The 19,371-nt window shown below is 32.1% G+C and carries 19 protein-coding genes; 13 read left to right on the top strand and 6 right to left on the bottom strand.

Going from position 1 to position 19,371, the window contains the following annotated elements; genetic code table 11:
• Window positions 1-27 precede the first annotated feature (27 nt).
• A complete protein-coding gene (locus ACEW8E_RS02955; RefSeq protein ID WP_373478843.1) occupies window positions 28-618 on the bottom strand; it encodes a DUF3727 domain-containing protein in 591 nt (196 codons plus the stop codon).
• Window positions 619-1,114: 496 nt separating this feature from the next.
• Window positions 1,115-2,020, bottom strand: a complete 906-nt coding sequence (locus ACEW8E_RS02950) for a phosphatidate cytidylyltransferase (RefSeq protein ID WP_373478842.1) — start codon at window positions 2,018-2,020, stop codon at window positions 1,115-1,117.
• A 157-nt stretch (window positions 2,021-2,177) separates the two neighbouring features.
• Between ACEW8E_RS02950 and ACEW8E_RS02945 the strand changes: the two genes are divergently transcribed.
• Entirely contained in the window at window positions 2,178-4,010 is a 1,833-nt protein-coding gene (locus ACEW8E_RS02945; RefSeq protein WP_373478841.1) for a DNA phosphorothioation-associated putative methyltransferase, read from the top strand.
• On the opposite strand, the gene lipA is transcribed toward ACEW8E_RS02945, so the two are convergent.
• On the bottom strand, window positions 3,984-4,880 hold the full coding sequence (lipA, locus tag ACEW8E_RS02940) for a lipoyl synthase (RefSeq protein ID WP_373478840.1): 897 nt from the start codon (window positions 4,878-4,880) through the stop codon (window positions 3,984-3,986). The genes ACEW8E_RS02945 and lipA overlap by 27 nt on opposite strands.
• Before the next feature lie 98 nt (window positions 4,881-4,978).
• On the opposite strand from lipA, the gene ACEW8E_RS02935 reads away from it, so the two are divergent.
• The 5 genes from ACEW8E_RS02935 to ACEW8E_RS02915 all read left to right on the top strand — a co-directional run bounded on the left by ACEW8E_RS02935 (window position 4,979) and on the right by ACEW8E_RS02915 (window position 9,111).
• Window positions 4,979-5,533 carry a response regulator gene (locus tag ACEW8E_RS02935; RefSeq protein WP_373478839.1) on the top strand — a complete coding sequence of 185 codons (555 nt, stop codon included), beginning with the start codon at window positions 4,979-4,981 and terminating at the stop codon, window positions 5,531-5,533.
• Window positions 5,534-5,651: 118 nt separating this feature from the next.
• Window positions 5,652-5,849, top strand: coding sequence for a hypothetical protein (locus ACEW8E_RS02930; RefSeq protein WP_373478838.1), 198 nt, complete (start codon window positions 5,652-5,654; stop codon window positions 5,847-5,849).
• 18 nt (window positions 5,850-5,867) lie between these two features.
• Window positions 5,868-6,887 (top strand): AI-2E family transporter, encoded by a 1,020-nt coding sequence (locus ACEW8E_RS02925; RefSeq protein WP_373478837.1) that lies wholly within the window; start codon window positions 5,868-5,870, stop codon window positions 6,885-6,887.
• Between the two features lie 123 nt (window positions 6,888-7,010).
• Window positions 7,011-8,573 carry a TonB family protein gene (locus ACEW8E_RS02920; protein ID WP_373478836.1) on the top strand — a complete coding sequence of 521 codons (1,563 nt, stop codon included), beginning with the start codon at window positions 7,011-7,013 and terminating at the stop codon, window positions 8,571-8,573.
• A 157-nt stretch (window positions 8,574-8,730) separates the two neighbouring features.
• A complete protein-coding gene (locus ACEW8E_RS02915) occupies window positions 8,731-9,111 on the top strand; it encodes a PilZ domain-containing protein (protein ID WP_373478835.1) in 381 nt (126 codons plus the stop codon).
• 9 nt (window positions 9,112-9,120) lie between these two features.
• Here ACEW8E_RS02915 and ACEW8E_RS02910 read toward each other — a convergent pair whose 3' ends face one another.
• Window positions 9,121-9,600, bottom strand: a complete 480-nt coding sequence (locus ACEW8E_RS02910) for a hypothetical protein (protein WP_373478834.1) — start codon at window positions 9,598-9,600, stop codon at window positions 9,121-9,123.
• Between the two features lie 357 nt (window positions 9,601-9,957).
• Window positions 9,958-11,313 carry a DUF4912 domain-containing protein gene (locus ACEW8E_RS02905; protein WP_373478833.1) on the bottom strand — a complete coding sequence of 452 codons (1,356 nt, stop codon included), beginning with the start codon at window positions 11,311-11,313 and terminating at the stop codon, window positions 9,958-9,960.
• 434 nt (window positions 11,314-11,747) lie between these two features.
• On the opposite strand from ACEW8E_RS02905, the gene ACEW8E_RS02900 reads away from it, so the two are divergent.
• From ACEW8E_RS02900 to ACEW8E_RS02885, 4 genes are all read left to right on the top strand, one after another.
• Complete coding sequence (locus ACEW8E_RS02900) at window positions 11,748-12,809, top strand: TrkA family potassium uptake protein (RefSeq protein ID WP_373478963.1); 1,062 nt, start codon at window positions 11,748-11,750, stop codon at window positions 12,807-12,809.
• 169 nt (window positions 12,810-12,978) lie between these two features.
• Entirely contained in the window at window positions 12,979-13,650 is a 672-nt protein-coding gene (locus ACEW8E_RS02895) for a response regulator transcription factor (protein WP_373478832.1), read from the top strand.
• A gap of 192 nt (window positions 13,651-13,842) precedes the next feature.
• Window positions 13,843-15,156, top strand: coding sequence for a four-carbon acid sugar kinase family protein (locus tag ACEW8E_RS02890; RefSeq protein WP_373478831.1), 1,314 nt, complete (start codon window positions 13,843-13,845; stop codon window positions 15,154-15,156).
• 39 nt (window positions 15,157-15,195) lie between these two features.
• Complete coding sequence (locus ACEW8E_RS02885) at window positions 15,196-15,414, top strand: hypothetical protein (RefSeq protein WP_373478830.1); 219 nt, start codon at window positions 15,196-15,198, stop codon at window positions 15,412-15,414.
• 121 nt (window positions 15,415-15,535) lie between these two features.
• On the opposite strand, the gene ACEW8E_RS02880 is transcribed toward ACEW8E_RS02885, so the two are convergent.
• Entirely contained in the window at window positions 15,536-15,820 is a 285-nt protein-coding gene (locus tag ACEW8E_RS02880; RefSeq protein ID WP_373478829.1) for a hypothetical protein, read from the bottom strand.
• Window positions 15,821-15,992: 172 nt separating this feature from the next.
• Between ACEW8E_RS02880 and mnmG the strand changes: the two genes are divergently transcribed.
• The 3 genes from mnmG to ACEW8E_RS02865 are packed head-to-tail and all read left to right on the top strand — an operon-like array spanning window position 15,993 to window position 19,361.
• Window positions 15,993-17,906 carry a tRNA uridine-5-carboxymethylaminomethyl(34) synthesis enzyme MnmG gene (gene mnmG, locus ACEW8E_RS02875; RefSeq protein ID WP_373478828.1) on the top strand — a complete coding sequence of 638 codons (1,914 nt, stop codon included), beginning with the start codon at window positions 15,993-15,995 and terminating at the stop codon, window positions 17,904-17,906.
• A 31-nt stretch (window positions 17,907-17,937) separates the two neighbouring features.
• Window positions 17,938-18,480: a Uma2 family endonuclease gene (locus ACEW8E_RS02870; RefSeq protein WP_373478827.1), complete on the top strand. Its 543-nt coding sequence runs from the start codon at window positions 17,938-17,940 to the stop codon at window positions 18,478-18,480.
• Between the two features lie 32 nt (window positions 18,481-18,512).
• Window positions 18,513-19,361 carry an MOSC domain-containing protein gene (locus ACEW8E_RS02865; protein ID WP_373478826.1) on the top strand — a complete coding sequence of 283 codons (849 nt, stop codon included), beginning with the start codon at window positions 18,513-18,515 and terminating at the stop codon, window positions 19,359-19,361.
• The last annotated feature ends 10 nt before the right edge of the window (window positions 19,362-19,371 follow it).

The following is a 19,371-nucleotide window of genomic DNA, read 5'->3' as shown; positions in this document are numbered from 1 at the left end:
GTGTAACGACTAATTAGTTATTAATTATTAATTTTCTTCAAAGTCTTCGTCAAATAATAACTCTTCGAGAATCCAACTTAATTCTTCTTCCTCCGATTGAAATACCTCGATTTTTCCTAATTTCTTTCTTTCTCCCACAAATAAAATAGGAGTTAAAGGAGTGCAAATATTATATTTTTGTTTTAAAGAGTAAAAACTAGCCAAAAATTGTAATTCTTCGGGCTCAATTTCTGAAGCGTGCTCGTCAATTTCAAGGCTAATGATATTATTTTCTTCAAGAGGTGGTAATTCACCGCTAGTGGTTAAAATAAAACCTGTGCGTTTCAAGAAAAGATTTAATTCTCCTAATACTGCCTTAGCGTCATCGAAAATAGCCTCAATTTTGTCACTATCTTCTACCATGATGGTTTCTGCGTATTCCTCATCATCGGTATTGATTTCCTCTGTGAGAATCACAATAGCTAAATCTATCGGCATTAACAAGACATAGTTTTTGCCCTCATACTCTATTTCATTTTCGACATAACAATCAAGCGATCGCCCTTCTTCGTCATGGATAGTGACAATCTCGGTGTGATCAAATTGCCCACTCTCTGAAGAAAATTGGGAGGAAGACATAATTAATTTTAGCTAGAATTTTGATTAAAGTTAGTTTGTAAAATTTAGAATATCATAATTTGATCCTAATAAATAAGTTTATTGGTGAGAATTTGAGAAAGGCGGATAAGAGTAAATTAGTAATAGTGTAAATTATACTACCAATTAAATTGCCTAAAAATCCATGGCCTTGAGGAGGAGATAAATATCAACATTAATAATCACGAATCATCAAGTTTTTTTTCTGATTTTATAATTTTAAAAAAAATCGACAAAAATAAAAAATCCCCTTGACAACAGTTGACATTTTTGTTATTATTTAGATAATCAGAAGTTTTTAATGTTTAGGTTTAAATACTTAGATTTCCATTATCATATTTATATTATCTATTGTGACGAAAAAAAAGGAAAAAGTCAAGGAAAATCGAAAATTTTTTTATTAATAATCAAAACAAAATTGCATCGAAGGAAAACAAACGATGATAATTATGAAGAAGAAGGATTTTATAGCAATAATTTAAGGATTTTGAGAGGAAAATAAAGGTAATAATAAAGTGATGAAATAATAAACTAAAGGTGCAGTAAAAACATAACTATCAGTACGATCTAATATACCACCATGACCCGGAATTAACTCTCCTGAATCTTTAACTCCTGCGTCTCGCTTCATCATGGATTCGAGTAAGTCACCAAATAAACTGACAATACCAATGAGTAAGCCGAGTAATGCTCCCATAATTTGCCAATATTGCCAACCTAAAAACCATGCCCCCCATAATCCTACTAACATACTCCCACTAATACCAAATAATGATCCTTCAACGGTTTTTTTCGGACTAATATTAGATAGTTTTGTTTTACCAAAGTTTTTTCCGATTAAATATGCACCAATGTCTGCTGCCCAAATACAAGCCATAGCGATAAATGTAATTTTGAGAGCATCAGGGTAACTGTTTAAGTCTAAAATGTTTGTGGGAAAATAACCATCTAAGGGTAAATTATGAATGTTGGGAATATTTTGAGCATAAGCGGCATCTTGTTCTAAACTTACTCTTAAACGTATCCAATAACTGGGTAAATATCCAGCATAAAATAACCCTAAAATTGAGGTGGATATATCAGCGATGGTGGCTAATTTTGGTAAAAATAACAGATAAAAGCAAATTAATGCCCCAGAAGCGGCAAAAGTTGCATCGGTTAAACTGGGAATAAATGTGGCGGTGATTAATAAAAATTGAGACACTACTATTGTAGTTTTAGCAGCTGGTTCTATTCCTTTGGCTTTGACGAGACGAAAATACTCAACTTGTGCAAGAAACACGATGACACCAAAGCTGACAGTAAAATACAATCCCCCTAAAATAATCATCATCAATGCTAAGGCGATGGCAACTATCGTGCTAATGGTTCGAGTATAAGGCATATTTTCACAATGGGCAAAATATTTGAAACTAATCTTCTATCTTATCTTAAAATTTAGGATAAGTAATTAACTATTGAGAATTAAAATTTAGTAATAAATCATTGAATATGATCAAAAATCTAAAATTGTCATTAAGATCATTTACCTATGAATTAATATGATAAATAACTTTGAGGAAATCTTTAATACTGCTCGTCAAAGTATCATAGGAAAACATCTTCCTAATAATCTTTATGTGCATATTTCGACTTTAACTTATTTGGATAATATTCTCCAAAAATACGAAGAAGAAGGGAGAAAATTAGTTAACAATATTAATGATTTTACCCTCGTTAAATTTAACCTAGAAGAAGCAAAAATATCTTATCTTTATTATCCTGATTTTGACAGTAATCCTCATCCTCCTCTAGTTAAAAGTATTGTAGTTAATATAGTAGAGAAAACCAGTAAAATTATTCATTATAATCAATCAAATAATCCACCTCTTTTACATCGAAAAGAAACTTTTGTTAGGGTTGAATATCCAGATTATTTTAAATTTAAACACTTAACCAATATTGAAGAACAATTAGGCTTATTAGATAATAGTCGTTACATAGGTACACAAACAGAATGGCAACAATTATTAACTGATCATTCTTTAACTTTTATTGATCATAATTTAGTTTGTAATATTAATAATAATCCTGAAGAATTTATAAAAATTGACCGTCATAAAGCTGCTATTCATCGAAATCGACTTTCTCGCCCTGTTAATTTAGCTTTAGAAGCTGGTTTATTTTCTGACGAAACTACTTTTTTTGACTATGGATGTGGTCATGGTTTAGATGTTAAAATTATGGCAGAAAAAGGTTATAAAAGTAATGGTTGGGATCTTTATTATCAGCCAAATAATATATTTCAAAAAGCTGATATTGTTAACTTAGGTTATATTATTAATGTGATTGAAAATGTAGCGGAAAGACGAGAATCTTTAGTCAAAGCATGGTCATTAACAAACCAAGTTTTAATTGTGGCAGCACAGGTATTAATTGATGATAGACAAAAAGGTTTTATGGTTTATGGAGATGGTATAATAACGGAAAGAAATACTTTTCAAAAATACTATGAACAAGAGGAATTAAAAACTTATATTGAACAAGTATTAAATAAAGAAGCAATACCAGCAGGATTAGGTATTTATTTTGTTTTTAGAGATGAGGAAAAAGCTAATAATTTTCGTGCTTCTCGCTTTCATTCTAAGGTAAAAACCCCTCGAATTTTATTACCTGTCAAAAAATTTGCTGATTATCAAGAATTATTAACTCCATTAATGAATTTTTATACGGAAAGAGGGAGATTACCAGAAAAAGGGGAGTTAACTCAAGAGACAGAAATTAAGACAGAATTTCGCTCTTTTAAACAAGCATTTAAAGTAATTTTACAAGTAACCAATGAATCAGAATGGGATAATATTGCAGATCAACGCCGTCAAGATATATTATTATATTTAGCTTTAAGTCGGTTTGGAAATCGTCCAAATATTCGTCAGTTATCTCCTGTTTTAAAAGCGGATATAAAACACTTATTTGGCAATTATCAAGCTGCTTGTTTTTTAGCGGATGAAATGTTAATTACTCTCCGCAATTTAGATATAATTAAGGGAATTTGTCAAGAGTTAAAAGTAGGGAAAATCTTTGAAAAAAGTTGTTTAATTCATCTAAATATGTTAGATTCTTTACCAACTTTATTGCGTTTATATGAAGGGTGTGCTAGTCGTACTATCGGCAGAATGGAAGGAGCAAATTTAATCAGATTTTACTTTAATATTCCCCGTATTAGTTATTTATATGTTCCTGATTTTAACAGTAAAAAAGAACCTCTTTTACGCACAACAATGACTATTGATTTACAAGATTTGAGGGTAAAATATCGTAATTTTGCTGATGATAAAAATGCACCAATTATTAAGGATAAACATTTATTAATGGTCAATTCCAGCATGGTATGAACTTCTTACTAATGGCCCACTACGCACATGATTAAATCCTAAAGAAGAAGCAATGTTGCCTAATTCTTCAAATTCTTCAGGAGTCCAGTATTTTTGTACGGGTAAATGTTCTAAGGAAGGGCGTAAATATTGACCTAATGTCAGGCGATCGCAATGAATACGTCTTAAATCATGAAGAGTAGTAATAATTTCTTCTTTAGTTTCCCCTAATCCTAACATTAAACCAGATTTAGTAGGGATAGAAGGATCTAATTCTTTGACCATAGCAAGAACATTCAAGGAGCGATGATATTTTGCACCACGTCTTACGGAATTTTGTAATCTGGCAACGGTTTCGATATTGTGATTATAACAAGCTGGTTTTGCGTTGACAATGGTTTTGATACTTTCTCTTTGTTGATTAAAAGCATCTTTGCCCGTGCCAAAATCGGGGGTTAATACTTCAATTTCCGTGGTAGGGTTAATGTTGCGAATTGCCTCCATTACCTTCACAAACCAAAATGCTCCACCGTCTTTTAAATCATCTCTGGTTACGGAGGTTAAAACAACGTATCTTAGTTGTAATATTTTTACCGCTTCAGCAACTTTTTGTGGCTCATTTTCATCTAAAGCCATTGGTGCATGACCTTTATCTACTTGACAAAATGCACAACTTCGAGTACAAATTGCTCCCATTAACAAAAAAGTAGCCGTACCTTGACTATAACATTCTCCTCGATTGGGGCAACGTCCTTCTTCACAAATAGTGTGAATTTGGCTATTTTTGATGATTTTTTGCACTTGAGAAATTTCTGAGGCTTTACCAATGGGCGATCGCAACCAAGAAGGAAGACTTATTAAATCAGAGGAAGGGGAAGTAATATTAGTCATAACAAAAGAATACAGAATCAGAGAAAATAAATATTTTTGATCATAGTTTAATATACTTAATAGAATTAAGGTTTTTATTTTTTGCAAGGAGTTTGATTGTGGCAAATCACAAAATTTTAGTTATTGATGACAGTATGGTCATTAGAAGAACTGTAAAAGATATGTTACCGCCGGGTAAATTTGATGTGGTAGAAGCTAAAGATGGTCTTCAAGGTATGGAATTAATTCATAGTTCTGATCCTGATTTAATTATGTTAGACTTCTTTTTACCGAAAATGAGCGGTTGGGAAGTATATCAAAATATACAAAAAGATCCTAATTTAAAAGCAATTCCGTTACTTTTGATGTCCGGTAGAAAAGATGAAGTAACAGACAAAATTTCAGAACCTTTTGAATTTTTTTCCTTTTTAGAAAAACCCTTTGATCAAAAACAGTTGATTCAGGGTATTCGAGATTCCATGGAAAAATCGAAAAAACTAGCACATTTAACAAGTCGTAATAAAACAACTTTAAATAAAGTTTCAGTTGATAGTGTAAATAATGCACAAATCGAACAATTGCAATCAAAAGTTACTCATTTAGAATCAGAAGTAGGGCAATTGAAGAAACAAGTAAATCAACTTATCTCTTTCATTAAAAAGAAATTACAGTAACGAAATTCGCAATTAGGTTGAGGGAAAAATAATAATTACCATAATCTCGACTACCTAAATTGTTTAATTAATTATTGAAGAAATAAATTTTATTATTCCTCATTAAAGGAGAGTTTATATGTTAGTAAAAAATCAAGTATTGTTTTTATTTAAAGTTTTATTATTATCGAGTATTATTTCAGTTTTAATAAAATATGGTTTAGATAATTTATTGATTCAAAAACAAACGTATCTTGCACCGATAATTATTTTTTCTCCCGTAATTATTTTATTTATTATTTTATTTCAAAGGCAAAGAAAAGATATTAAACTTTAGTAAAAATAAGGTCAATTAATGATGAATTTTGCTAAATGGATTAGTTTTAGTTTTGTCATAATTTTTATTTATATTATCTGGCAAATAAAGCAAATATTACTCTTAGTTTTAACGGCTATTGTTTTTGTTTTAATTTTAAGTATTTTCGTTAAAAAACTGGTCAATTTAGGAATTAAAAGGAATTATGCTCTCTTATTAGCTATCTTATCGGTGTTTATCATTATTACGTTATTTGTTATCCTTGTTGTTCCTTCTCTTTTATCACAATTTGAAGAATTATTTACTCTTTTACCTCAAGGAATTAATAAATTAATCTCAGAATTAAACAAAATTAAAGATTATTTATCCCCTGATTTTAATAACTCCTTACCAAATTTAAACGATCTTTTAATTCAATTTCAACCTTTTTTTAATAGCTTATTACAAAAAGGATTTAATGTTATATTTGGTTTTTTTGGTGCTTTATTAAGTGGATTATTATTATTAGCCTTAACTTTTATGATCCTTGCTGAACCATTACCCTATAAACAAGGTTTTATTCGGTTATTTCCTAATTTTTATCGACCTAGAATTAATACTATTTTAGATAGATCAAAAAATGAATTAGAAGAATGGTTAGCCGACACTTTTATTAAAATTATTAGTGTGATTATTTTAAGTTTTTTCTCTTTATTAATTCTTCAAGTGCCCGTAGTTTCCGCTCAAGCATTACTAGCTGGTATTTTAGCTTTTACCCCTTATATTGGTCCTAGTATCAGCGTTATTTCACCTATGGCGATCGCCTTTCTTTCTTCTTGGTGGAAACCTTGGCTTGTTCTAATAATATATATTGCTATTTATCAAATTATTGATAGAATTATTATTCCTAAATTAAGAAATAATAGAGTTATGCTAATTCCTGCTAATGTGATTATCGGAGAAGTCATTTTTGCTAATTTTTTCGGTTTATTAGGATTATTTTTAGCCTTACCATTAATAATTATTAGTCAAATTGTCATAGAAGAAATTTTAATCAAAGATATATTTGATCACTGGTAATATAAATAAAGAAGCAAATTCCTATCTCCCCGTTTCCTTTTATCTCCTAACTCTAATTATTTATTTCCCACCGACTTCTAATAAAGTTGATACAATACGAAAGAAAAAGAATTGAGATCGATTATGGTAACTACTACAAGTTCTAATATATTATCTTCCCAAGCAAATAAAATTATAAAAGAAATAAACTGGCCACTTTTAGGATCGATTACTGCCCATGGTTTATTTTTTAGCCTCATTTTTCCTCAGTGGAATCATCAAAGTAAATCTGATAATAATACAAATAATCTTGGAAGTACATCAGTAGTTCAACTTAACTCTATCGAACAAACTCGCCTACCAAATTTAAACCCCCAAAATTCTTTTAATTGGGATACCATTAACCCCCTTCCTACGACAAGCCAACAATTACCGTCTTTAAATGAGATAAATATTCCTCCCATACCTACAGATAATAGTGGTTTTCCGCCGCCAAATTTTGATAGTAGTGTATTTATGAATTTACCGTCACCTCCTTCCCTTCCTCCTGTATCTTTTTCTCCTTCTCCTTACTCTTCATCTAGTAATTATCCTCCCGTTGATTATTCTTATAATCCTCCTAGTAATTCTACTTCTAGTTATTTACCGCCACCACCACCCCTTAATCAAAATACCATTGCTACATCACCACCAAATATTGATTTTAATACTCCTGTCAATGGTAGAGTTATTGATGTAACCGCCGATCCTCAAGAAGAAGTCAATCAGGAAATTAGACAAAAAATATTCGCTAATTCTGAAATGCAAATCACCGCTAATCCTAGGGATATAATTAACGGTAGAATTAATCAAACCTATACACAAACTGATAGTAACGGCAACATAACAATTATTCCCCCTTCCGAAGCACAATTTAGAAATAATATTGCGGCAAATATACAACAACAATCAGAAAATACCAGCGATGAAGATGCTAGAAAAAATTATGTCGCTTGGGCTAAAGAAGTACAAACAGTTACTCCAAAGCAACTTTCTTTTGCTGGAATATACCCTAAAGATGCTTGTATCGGTAAATTAGAAGGTACGGCTACCTATGGGGTTACGGTTAATTCTACGGGAAATGTAATTAATACACAACTGATAAAAAGTTCAGGTTATCCTCTATTTAATAATCAAGCCTTGAGACAAATTCAAAGTCGCAATTTTGCTAATGATAGCGGTAGTAATCAGTCATATCATGTGTATGTGAATTTTAACTATGATTCGCAAATTTGTCCTTCTCTTTCTCTTTCTAATTTAGGAGAAACTTCCTCCCCTACTCCTAATATCACTCCGTCTCAACCCAATTCTATCGTTACACCATCAATAAAAACCCCTATAGAAAATTCTCCTATACCTCCATCAACACCTCAGACTCCAACCCCAAGAGACATTTTTAACAAGAAACCTGATGCTGTTTCTAATCCTATTGTGCCAAAACCAGATCAATTATCTCCTGCTCCTGTAGTACAACCACCAGCAAAAGAGCAAAAAACTTTAGAAATAAAAGCACCTGTAGAGAATAAGTCAGAATCCGTAGAAAAATCTCCTGAAGTAGAAAAACCCTCTGAGGTAGAAAAATCAACTCCCATCAAAGAGTCTCAACCAACACCAACAGTTAACAATGAAGTTCAAGAGAAAGTTATTGAACCTTCCGAGTTACAATAAAAATATTAGTAAGCTAGAGCTCAACAAAAGAGTATTTGGATAATCACGGCTATAGGTTATATCTTAAAGCATTTTCACCAATTTTTTAAAATGGGTTTTAGCTTATCAAAAAATTTTATGATTACAACTAAAAATCAGATACTGGAGTCATTCAATTATGGTTCAAATTAATGATCAAAGAGCTTTTCGTCGTATTCTTGCTGTTTGTAGGGTGTTAGATTGTGAGGGTAAATTTTTAGGATTTACTCTGGATTTAACTCTCACTGGTATTCAGATAATTATTAATAAAGATTTTATTCCTCCATCAGAATTTGAGTTAATTTTAACTCAGGCAAGAGAGGATAAAATTATTGGTGCTGATATTAGAATTAAAGTACAACAGATTTGGCGTACTTCTACTAACGAGGAATTTGATCAAATTGGTGGTAAAATCATCGCCGTAGATTTACCTAAAGAGTTAGAAAATTTAGTAAATTACTGTGATAAAAGAGCGAAAGAAAGGTATCAATTTGATTTAGATTGGCAATATGAGCCTTAATTGAACTGATTAAACAACTAACTGATTAAAGGAATTACTATTAATTAAATTAGTCAAGTTATGTTGAATAGCTGATTGTAACTTATTACAAAAAATTTCTTTACTCTGTTGATAGTTTTCTGGTTTTTCTACAAAAATAACGCTATCAACTTCTTTCATCGTAAACATTTGAAATAATATTTGACTAACGGGAATTTCTTGGGCGATGACATTAGCATCATTAATTTTCGTATCAGGAAATTTAGCGGCATCTTCTACTGTCGGGAAAGCATAAATTACTCTTTTTTCTACTTCAGGATGTTTATCCGTGCCTAAAATCGTTAAAACTAAATTATTCTCAAGGGTTTGTCTTAAATAATATTTGCTGTAATCTAACTGATGGGCATAAGCACTGATTACGGGGATAACTCCATGTTCCATAATAATAGCAGGAACTCCATACTCAGGGGCTTCGTTAATCAAATTTCGTAATTGTTGATCTAAGTTCATTATTCTCAAATCTTGTTTTATCTTCTCTATTTTACAGTACTTTTTATTAAATCTAGTGGTGGGAAAAAGTTAAACTCAATATGGAAGAACAAATTATCAATTTCAACAGAATGTTAGTTTTCAGTTTTTATAGTTAATCTTTGAAAATTAATGAAATTGACACTTTTTGGATACTCTAGTAAGGAGAGTAAGGGTTAAACAAATTAGACTTCTTGCAGAAGTAGAGTAATAAGTAATAAGTAATGAGTAATGAGTTAAGAAATTAACGTTTTCCATCCTAAAATAGATTTTACTTTTTATTTTGCAAGAGGTCTATTAACCCCGACTTTGAAAAAATCCTACTTGAAGGGAAAGTTTTTATCTCACAGGAGGAAACCACTCTAAAACGGCTTCTTCTTTGGTATTTGTATTACGAGAAGGAGTTTGACGGTCAAAAGTCATGTGTACCGAGCGAGTTTGTTCGCCATCAGCAGCTACCGCAACAATAGGATAATCAATATTACCGTCTTGGAATGACATCTGGAAACGGAAAGTACCATCAGGATTTAACTTGATTTCTCTACCGCCAATGGTTACTTTTGCATCAGGCTCTGTAGCACCATAAACGATTAACTCAGCATCGGCTACTAACCAGAATTTACGAGGTTTATTAGGAATTGCATCGGCAGAAAATCCACCGCCTGAGCCTGAAGCTAAACCAAGATTATAAGCTGAAGCTACTCCGAAACCAGATCCAGATCCTGAAGCGAAGCCTCCTGTAGTTGCCCACATTCCGACTCCAGAAGGAAATACATAAGAACTAAGAGTATTTTCAGGGATCATCGAACTAGGAACTTGTTGCATACTACCATAAAGTGAACCGGCTACTCTTTGAGCTTCAACACCATGAGCTAAACCGAAAATTTCACCATGAATTTGATTATGATAAGTATTTTGTTGTAATTGCTGTTGTAGTTGTTGTTTTTGTGCGGCTAATGCTGCTTTTTTGGCTGGAGGAGTTAATGTATAAACAGTTTTTGTTTTTAAATCTTCTTCCCAAGGTACTGTTACAAATACATCTTCTACCCAATCGCTAGGATAAACAGGAGGTACTCTTACAGGAATTGAACGAGCCAAAACTAACCAACGTCCGTCAAAACAACGATAACCGATGTCAATGATATAATCTCTGTCGCTTACAGGAAGAGGTAAATACCATTCACGAGCTAACTCATCGCAAAGATATTCTTGGATATTGTGAGGATTTTGGTGGTTTAAATCAATATCAGTAACATCATATAAACGTAAAGCTAACTGTTGCCCTCCTTGACGACGTAATTCTTCTTTTTTCTCGTTGGATATATCCCAGTAAGTATAAGCCCATTGGGGATCACGAGGCATTAAAACAATTCGACTTGCACCGTAACCATCGGGTAATTCTCCCATACCGTAATCTACGTCTGCAAGGGGACCACCAGTTAAGTCTTCTTGTCCTACTTCAAATTTAGATGCTTCCATTTTTGATGTCTCCTTAGTATCTTGTTGATTTGATAAGTTTATTTGATTATTAGAATTTATGTTATTTATTGAAATATTTTCGTCTTGTTTTAATTGAATGGCACTGAATAATTGTGCTTTGCGCATTCTGCTATAACGAGGAATGCAGAGCAAACTAGCGACTTTTCTTAGTTGCCGTAAGGTCATTTCCTCTAAAGGTGGTCGTTGTTTGGACATAAGATTAAATCTTTTTACTTTTATTGATCAACAGTCAAGTCATCATAATTTTTTGTTGCTAAGTCGGTTTAGATAAACCTTTCAAGGCTTAAATTTATTTCCCCTCTCCACAGGGATCAATTACTTAACCTTATGTAACAAAATCTAACCCTTATTTGTCAAGGGGTATAACCTCTTATTTTTACTTAATTAACCAAAGATATGGATTATAGGGATCGTTATATTAAGAAATCATGACATTAATTAATGATATAAGATTTAATTATCTTTTTATGTCATCATTAATTGATATTTAATTTTTAAGAAAATTTCCGTTGTAAATATTAAAATTAGATCAGAAACTCAAAGTTACTCAAAATAAACATTTTTGTGAGGTTTCAATACTAATTTATGGACTAACAACGGTGTACATTCATTGAATAGGAGTAGAAAAAATTTTTTTTAAAAAACCGAAAGTTAGTAAATATACTTTAGAAAAAAACTATCTAAGGTTAAGGAGAGAACTTTTTGCGGCCTCACTACTATTAGTAACTGTTTTTCTGATGGGTACTTTATGGTTTTGGTTAGTCGAAAAGTGGTCATTAATAGATTCAGCTTATATGACGATGATTACCTTATCTAGCGTTGGTTTTGGGGAGATAAATCCCCTAGATGATCGATCTAGATTGTTTACCATGGTTTTAATCATGATGGGACTTATTGCCATCGGTTATTTATTAAATCGGATTACAGAGGCATTTTTACAAGGTTATTTTCGAGAAAGTATTCGTTTAAGACAAAAGAAGAATGTGATTGACAAATTATCTAACCATTACATATTATGCGGTTACGGGCGTACGGGAAATCATGTAGCGAGGGAGTTTGCCGCCGAAGGTATCCCTTTTATTATCCTTGATTTGGAATTAGATGAAATTGATAAAGCCCAACAAGAGGGTTATTTAGTACTTCAGGGTGATGCTACCTTAGATGAATTTTTGTTATTAGCTAAAGTTGATCAAGCCATCTGTATTGTAGCGGCTTTAAGTTCTGATGCTGATAATTTATATACTGTTATGTCCGCAAAAGCTCTTAATCCCAATATTCGGGCCATCGCCAGAGCTAGTACCGAAGAAGCCATTAAAAAATTAGAAAGGGCTGGAGCGGATGCTGTTGTGTCACCTTATATTACTGGCGGAAAAAGATTAGCGGCGGCGGCATTACGTCCACAGGTGATGGATTTTGTGGATGGTATTTTTGCAGGAGAAGAAAAGGCTTATTATTTAGAAGAATGTTTATTGAGTCAAGAGAATTGTCCTTGTATCGGTAAAACTTTAGCTCAAACTCAATTAAGAGCAAAATCAGGAGCATTAGTGGTAGCTATTCGTCGTCGTGATGGTATTTTAATAGTAGGCCCAACAGGCGATAGTATTTTAGAAGTAGGAGATTCTTTAATGTGTATGGGTACATCAGAGCAATTAAGAATATTAAATGATATTTTAGGACCGATTAATAATTAAAAATAGTAAACTTACAATGGACAAAAGTGTGATAATTATTAGTTATTATCTCTATCATTGGTAAACCATAAAATTAAAATTTAGGAAATAGGAGTTGTCAATTATTAATTATCATGTCTTGATTTTGTCTGCTAACACATCCTTTATTAATCAAACTTGATAGGAAATTATGAATAAGATTTTAGTGATAGAAGATGAACAAAAACTAGCAAAATTTTTAGAATTAGAATTGCAATACGAGGGTTATGAAGTTATTGTTGCTAATGATGGTATGTCTGGTTTAACCACTGCTAGAGAATGTAATGCTGATTTGATTTTGTTAGATTGGATGTTACCCGGTATTTCAGGGTTAGAAGTTTGTCGTCGTCTGCGTTTAACGGGCAGTAAAACTCCCATTATATTATTAACAGCTAAAGATGAAATTAGTGATCGAGTAGCTGGTTTAGATGCTGGTGCTGATGATTATATTGTTAAACCTTTTAGCATTGAAGAATTATTAGCAAGATTCCGCGCTCATTTACGTCGTAGTAATGAAGAAGATCCCGATCAACTACAATTTATGGATCTTACTCTCAATCGTCGTACCCGTGAAGTTAAAAGAGGCGATCGCCCAATTGAATTAACCGCTACAGAATACGACTTAATGGAATATTTAATATCTCACCCAAGACAAGTATTAACCAGAGATCAAATTTTAGAAAGAGTTTGGGGTTATGACTTCGGAGGTGATTCAAATATTATTGAGGTTTATGTGCGTTATTTACGGTTAAAATTAGAGTCAAATAAAGAAAAAAGAATCATTCAAACCGTTAGAGGCGTTGGTTATGTTTTAAAAGAATAATTGACATTACTAAAAAATCTGGTTATTAATCATCAAAAAAGAAAAATATTTATGGTTATAACTTTATTCTTATCTCTTTCTTACTAATTCCCCGTTTCTTTACTAATTTCTAACTTCTAATTCCTAATTCCCCGTTTCTTTACTAATTCCTAATTCCTAATTCCTAATTCCTAATTTCTAATTTCTAATTTTATGAATCACCAACCAAAAATAATTGTATTAGATGATGATCCCACTGGTTCTCAAACAGTCCATAGTTGTTTATTATTAATGCAGTGGGATGTGGAAACTTTACGAGATGGTTTACGAGATGATGCACCAATTTTCTTCATTTTAACTAACACAAGGGCATTAACTCCCACAGAAGCAAAACAAGTTACTGAAGAAGTTTGTCGTAATTTAAAAGAGGCGATCGCCAAGGAAGGTATTAAAGAGTATTTAGTGGTAAGTCGCTCAGATTCTACTTTAAGAGGACATTATCCCCTAGAAACTGACGTTATCGCCCAAGAATTAGGGGAATTTGACGCTCATTTCTTGATACCTGCCTTTTTTGAAGGAGGAAGAATCACCCGTAACTCTATTCATTATTTGTTAGTTAACGGCGTTGAAACTCCCGTACATCAAACAGAATTTGCTCAAGATTCAGTATTTGGTTATAAATATAGTTATCTTCCTGATTATGTGGAAGAAAAAACCAAGGGTAAAATTACCGCCGATAAAGTGGAAAGATTTTTACTCCATGACATTAGAAATGGTACACAAAACCGCCTCCGAGATTTGAAACATAATCAATGTGTAGTAGTCGATGGTGAAAATCAACAGGATTTAGATAAATTCGCTCATGACTTACTCCAAGTAGCTAGTGAGGGCAAAAAGTTCCTTTTTCGTAGTGCAGCCAGTATTTTAACTTCTTTGGCAGGATTAGGAAAACAACCCATGGAAGCACAAAACATGGCAAAATATAAGCCTACTGATAAATCTGGGGTTATTATAGTCGGTTCTCACGTCAAAAAAACTACTCAACAATTAACGCAATTATTACAGCAATCTGATATTGTTGGCATTGAAATTGATGTTACTTTTTTAAGAGATAATTTACAAAATCGAGAAAAAATTATTACCTCAGCATTAACGAAAATAACGGAAACTTTAGACAACAATTTAACTCCCGTAGTTTACACCAGTCGTCAAGAATTGAGTTTTCCTGACATCGAAACTCGACTAGAATTTGGTAAACAAGTTTCAGCAGTTTTGATGGATATTGTGCGCAATTTACCTTCAGATATTGGCTTTTTAATTAGTAAAGGTGGTATAACTTCTAATGATGTTTTAAGTGATGGTTTAGCCTTAAAAGAAGCAAGATTATTAGGACAAATTTTAGCAGGATGTTCGGTTATAATTACACCTAAAAATCATCATCTTTTCCCAAATTTACCAGTAGTTTTATTTCCGGGTAATGTAGGAGATGAAAATGGATTAGTTACTGCTTATCAAAGACTAAAATAAAAAGCAAAAAAATTAGTAATTAACACAAGAATATCAACTATGACGGATAAAATAGAACCTTTAAATTCACAAGACGTTATTTCTCTTGAGAATGAAAAAACAAACCCCGGAATGCCTCACAAAACTTTTACCATAGAGGAATTTAAAAATTCACTTTTACAAGATCTGAGTTTTCATGGAGATAAAAAAGAATGGTGTAATAATGGTGTATGTGCTAAGGTTTTAGTAGCTGGTAAATTATATAGCAATCTTATTTGAGTCGTAAGAAAGTAATAGAAAATAATCAGTTAATTTCTCAAAAAAATTGGGAGGTTAGGGGTGTGAAAATTCTCACAAATGATTTAGAAACATTATCTTAAATTATAATTAATCTGGCAATTTAACTCTTGAGATAATGTTTAACTAATTGTCCGCCATCCGCTTTTTTCTCCTTTCCAAAAGAACAATAATTAACTTGTGGTTTGAACAAATCTTGAAAAGCACATAAAAGATCATACATTATTTGTTGATCATTCCATTGTTTCTTAAAAACTTGATAAATCCAATCTAAAATATCTGCACTTGATTTAATTGTTTCTAAATCAATTTCATAGTCATTAGTTTTATTTGTTAAAGTCAAATTTTTTTCATTTAAAAACCAGTCGCCCCAATTTTTTTTCTTCATTTTATAAATTTTTTAAAGGTTTAAATATTCTAATTATAAATTAATTAGTGAAAAGATAAATTATGCTAACCTTATTATAAGATTAAACTATCATTACTGTCTGAAAACGTTATCATAGAAAGTTAGATACTTATAGTTCAGTTTGTGTAAAGTGTAGAGAGAATAGATAAAAATGACCATTAAAAGCCCTGTAGAATTTCAAGATGAGTTTGACGTAATTATAATCGGTGGAGGACATTCAGGCTGTGAAGCTGCCTTAGCTAGTGCTAGATTAGGATGTCGCACCATGATGTTAACCCTTAACTTAGATAAAATTGCGTGGCAACCTTGTAATCCAGCAGTAGGCGGCCCTGCTAAATCCCAACTTACCCACGAAGTCGATGCGTTAGGGGGTGAAATTGGTAAAATGGCCGATAGAACTTACTTACAAAAAAGAGTCTTAAATAATTCAAGAGGTCCTGCGGTATGGGCATTACGGGCGCAAACCGATAAAAGAGAATATGCTGCCGTGATGAAAAATATTGTGGAAAATGAGCCTAATTTATCCATCCGAGAAGGTATGGTAACGGATTTAGTGTTAGGGAAAAATGATGAAATAATCGGCGTTGAAACTTATTTCGGTAGTTGTTTTAAAACTAAAGCAGTGGTATTAACTACAGGCACATTCTTAGATGGGAAAATCTGGATTGGCGGTAAATCCATGGCAGCAGGAAGGGCGGGGGAATTTGCTGCTATTGGTTTAACACAAACCCTCAACGATTTAGGTTTTGAAACGGGAAGACTTAAAACTGGTACACCTGCACGGGTTGACAAAAGAACCGTTGATTATTCCAAAATGGAAGTACAACCACCTGATGATGAAATACGTTGGTTTAGTTTTGATCCTGAAGTATGGATCGAACGTGAACAGATGAACTGTTATCTCACTCGTACCACCCAAGCAACCCATACTTTAATTAAAGACAATCTACATTTATCCCCTATTTACGGTGGTTTTATCGATTCTAAAGGGCCAAGATATTGCCCTAGTATTGAAGATAAAATCGTTCGTTTTGCCGATAAAGAAAGCCATCAAATTTTCATCGAGCCTGAAGGTAGAGACATTCCAGAATTATATATACAAGGCTTTTCCACTGGTTTACCTGAAAATATACAACTGGCAATGTTACACACTTTACCCGGTTTAGAAAATTGTGTTATGTTACGCCCTGCCTATGCTGTAGAATACGACTTTTTACCAGCGACTCAATGTTATCCCACTTTGATGACAAAAAAAATTGAGGGGTTATTTTCTGCAGGACAAATTAATGGTACAACTGGTTATGAAGAAGCAGCAGCTCAGGGTATTGTTGCAGGAATCAATGCCGCTAAATTTGCTCAAAATAAAGATATGATTGTGTTTTCACGGGAGCAAAGTTATCTTGGTACTCTAATCGATGACTTATGTACTAAAGATCTCCGTGAACCTTACCGAATGTTAACCTCACGCTCGGAATATCGCCTTATTTTACGCTCTGATAATGCAGATCAACGTTTGACTCCTTTAGGTAGAGAAATTGGTTTAATAGGCGATCGCCGTTGGGAGTTATATCAAAGAAAACAAAAGAATATAATTGGTGAACAAGAAAGATTATATGAGACGAGAATTAAAGAAAAAGAAGAAGTTTCCATAAAAATTATCGCTGATACACAACAGAAAATAAAAGGCTCAATTACTTTAGCAGATTTGTTGCGTCGTCCTAGTTTTCATTATGAAGATTTAGTTAAATATAACTTGCATAATCCTGAGTTAAATAAAGCGGAAAAAGAAGGGGCAGAAATTGAAATTAAATACTCTGGTTATATCAAAAGACAACAAACTCAAATTGATCAAGTTGCTCGTCATAGTAACCGTAAATTAGAAGAAAATTTAGATTATATGATCATAGAAACTTTATCCATGGAAGCAAGGGAAAAATTAACTAAAGTAAAACCTTTAACCATCGGACAAGCTACAAGAATTGGCGGTGTAAATCCTGCGGATATTAATGCTTTATTAATCTATTTAGAAATTAAAAATAATCCATTAATAACTAATTTAAAATAGAATAAATATTGACTATAAAGAGGATAAAGAAATGACTTTAACTATTACGGATATTGATAAAATTCAACAACAAAATTCTGATTTAAAATATGAATTAAAAGAAGGAGAAATAATTATTATGAGTCCATCAGATTTTCTTTCTGAAGACGTTGGCGGAGGTTTTCTTACTTATTTAAAAAATTGGGTTAATCCTCGTAAATTAGGAAGAGTAACAGGCTCATCCGCTGGTTTTATTATGCCTAATGGAGACTTATTAGCACCAGATGTTGCTTTTGTAAAAGCTGAAAAATTGAAAGTAAGTCCCCGTAGTTATGCTGAAGTTGTACCAGATTTAGTAGTAGAAATTAAGTCCGCTTCTGATAGAGTTAGTAAACTAGAGAATAAGTTAAAAAATTTTTTAGAATTTGGTGCAATGGTGGCAATTTTTATTGATCCTGATGAACATATTGTCAAAGTTTTTCGCTCTAATTCTAAAGTAGAAATATTGACAGATAATGATATTTTAACTATTCCTGAGTTATTTCCTGATTGGCAACTTAAAATAGTTGATTTATGGCCTGAAGTTTTCGAGTAAATTGCTCTCAATTTTCCTACAAAATAAATAAGATGAAAGTAACTGAAATTTTTATTTATCCCATCAAATCTTGTCAAGGAATTAGTTTAACCCATGCGCGAATAACTCCGAAAGGTTTAAAAAACTTTTATGAAACTGCATTTTATGATCGTCAGTTTATGTTAGTAGATGAAAAGGGTAAATTTTTAACTCAAAGACAATATCCTCAACTGGCAACTATTCAAGTAGAAATTAGTGAAGAAAAATTATATTTAAGATGTGAAAATAATAATATTTCAGATTTTGAATTAACTCCTTCTATAGGTAAAGAATTAGTAAATGTTAATGTTTGGCGTGATTATACCATAGCTATTGATCAAGGGGAAGAAGTGGCAAAATGGTTTAAAGAAGCCTTAAAAATAGATATTTCTTGTCGTTTAGTTCAACAATCTGATGATTATATTAGAAGCATTAATCCTAACTATAGTATTAAAGAAAATCAACCCGTTAGTTTTGCCGATGGCTTTCCTTTTTTATTAACAAATACGGCTTCTTTAGAGGAATTAAATCAACGTTTAACTAATAAATATCCTGAAGAAAAACCTCATTTTTTTATGAATTGTTTTCGTCCAAATATAGTTGTTAATACAGAATTTCCTTTTATAGAAGATACATGGAAAAAAATCCAAATTGGAGAAATTAAATTTGATGTAGTTAAACCTTGTAGTCGTTGTATTGTGACTACAACAGATCAAAAAACAGGCACAATAAACCCATTAAAAGAGCCGTTATTAACTTTAAGCACTTTTCGCAATACTTCTGATGGTATTATGTTTGGACAAAATTTAATTGCAGTAGATGAAGGAATAATTAAAATTGGAGATAAATTAACTATAAAGTAAGTATATTTTT

This window comes from Geminocystis sp. (assembly GCF_041753295.1).
GTDB lineage: Bacteria > Cyanobacteriota > Cyanobacteriia > Cyanobacteriales > Cyanobacteriaceae > Geminocystis.
Note: the sequence above shows the minus strand (reverse complement) of the source record. Positions and strands in the feature narration are given on the sequence as shown.

Bases quoted from the DNA above. Each gene is read 5' to 3' on its own strand.
- ACEW8E_RS02955 (WP_373478843.1), bottom strand. From the start codon at position 618: ATGTCTTCCTCCCAATTTTCTTCAGAGAGTGGGCAATTTGATCACACC.
- ACEW8E_RS02950 (WP_373478842.1), bottom strand. From the start codon at position 2,020: ATGCCTTATACTCGAACCATTAGCACGATAGTTGCCATCGCCTTAGCA.
- ACEW8E_RS02945 (WP_373478841.1), top strand. From the start codon at position 2,178: ATGATAAATAACTTTGAGGAAATCTTTAATACTGCTCGTCAAAGTATC.
- lipA (WP_373478840.1), bottom strand. From the start codon at position 4,880: ATGACTAATATTACTTCCCCTTCCTCTGATTTAATAAGTCTTCCTTCT.
- ACEW8E_RS02930 (WP_373478838.1), top strand. From the start codon at position 5,652: ATGTTAGTAAAAAATCAAGTATTGTTTTTATTTAAAGTTTTATTATTA.
- ACEW8E_RS02925 (WP_373478837.1), top strand. From the start codon at position 5,868: ATGATGAATTTTGCTAAATGGATTAGTTTTAGTTTTGTCATAATTTTT.
- ACEW8E_RS02920 (WP_373478836.1), top strand. From the start codon at position 7,011: ATGGTAACTACTACAAGTTCTAATATATTATCTTCCCAAGCAAATAAA.
- ACEW8E_RS02915 (WP_373478835.1), top strand. From the start codon at position 8,731: ATGGTTCAAATTAATGATCAAAGAGCTTTTCGTCGTATTCTTGCTGTT.
- ACEW8E_RS02910 (WP_373478834.1), bottom strand. From the start codon at position 9,600: ATGAACTTAGATCAACAATTACGAAATTTGATTAACGAAGCCCCTGAG.
- ACEW8E_RS02905 (WP_373478833.1), bottom strand. From the start codon at position 11,313: ATGTCCAAACAACGACCACCTTTAGAGGAAATGACCTTACGGCAACTA.
- ACEW8E_RS02895 (WP_373478832.1), top strand. From the start codon at position 12,979: ATGAATAAGATTTTAGTGATAGAAGATGAACAAAAACTAGCAAAATTT.
- ACEW8E_RS02890 (WP_373478831.1), top strand. From the start codon at position 13,843: ATGAATCACCAACCAAAAATAATTGTATTAGATGATGATCCCACTGGT.
- ACEW8E_RS02885 (WP_373478830.1), top strand. From the start codon at position 15,196: ATGACGGATAAAATAGAACCTTTAAATTCACAAGACGTTATTTCTCTT.
- ACEW8E_RS02880 (WP_373478829.1), bottom strand. From the start codon at position 15,820: ATGAAGAAAAAAAATTGGGGCGACTGGTTTTTAAATGAAAAAAATTTG.
- mnmG (WP_373478828.1), top strand. From the start codon at position 15,993: ATGACCATTAAAAGCCCTGTAGAATTTCAAGATGAGTTTGACGTAATT.
- ACEW8E_RS02870 (WP_373478827.1), top strand. From the start codon at position 17,938: ATGACTTTAACTATTACGGATATTGATAAAATTCAACAACAAAATTCT.
- ACEW8E_RS02865 (WP_373478826.1), top strand. From the start codon at position 18,513: ATGAAAGTAACTGAAATTTTTATTTATCCCATCAAATCTTGTCAAGGA.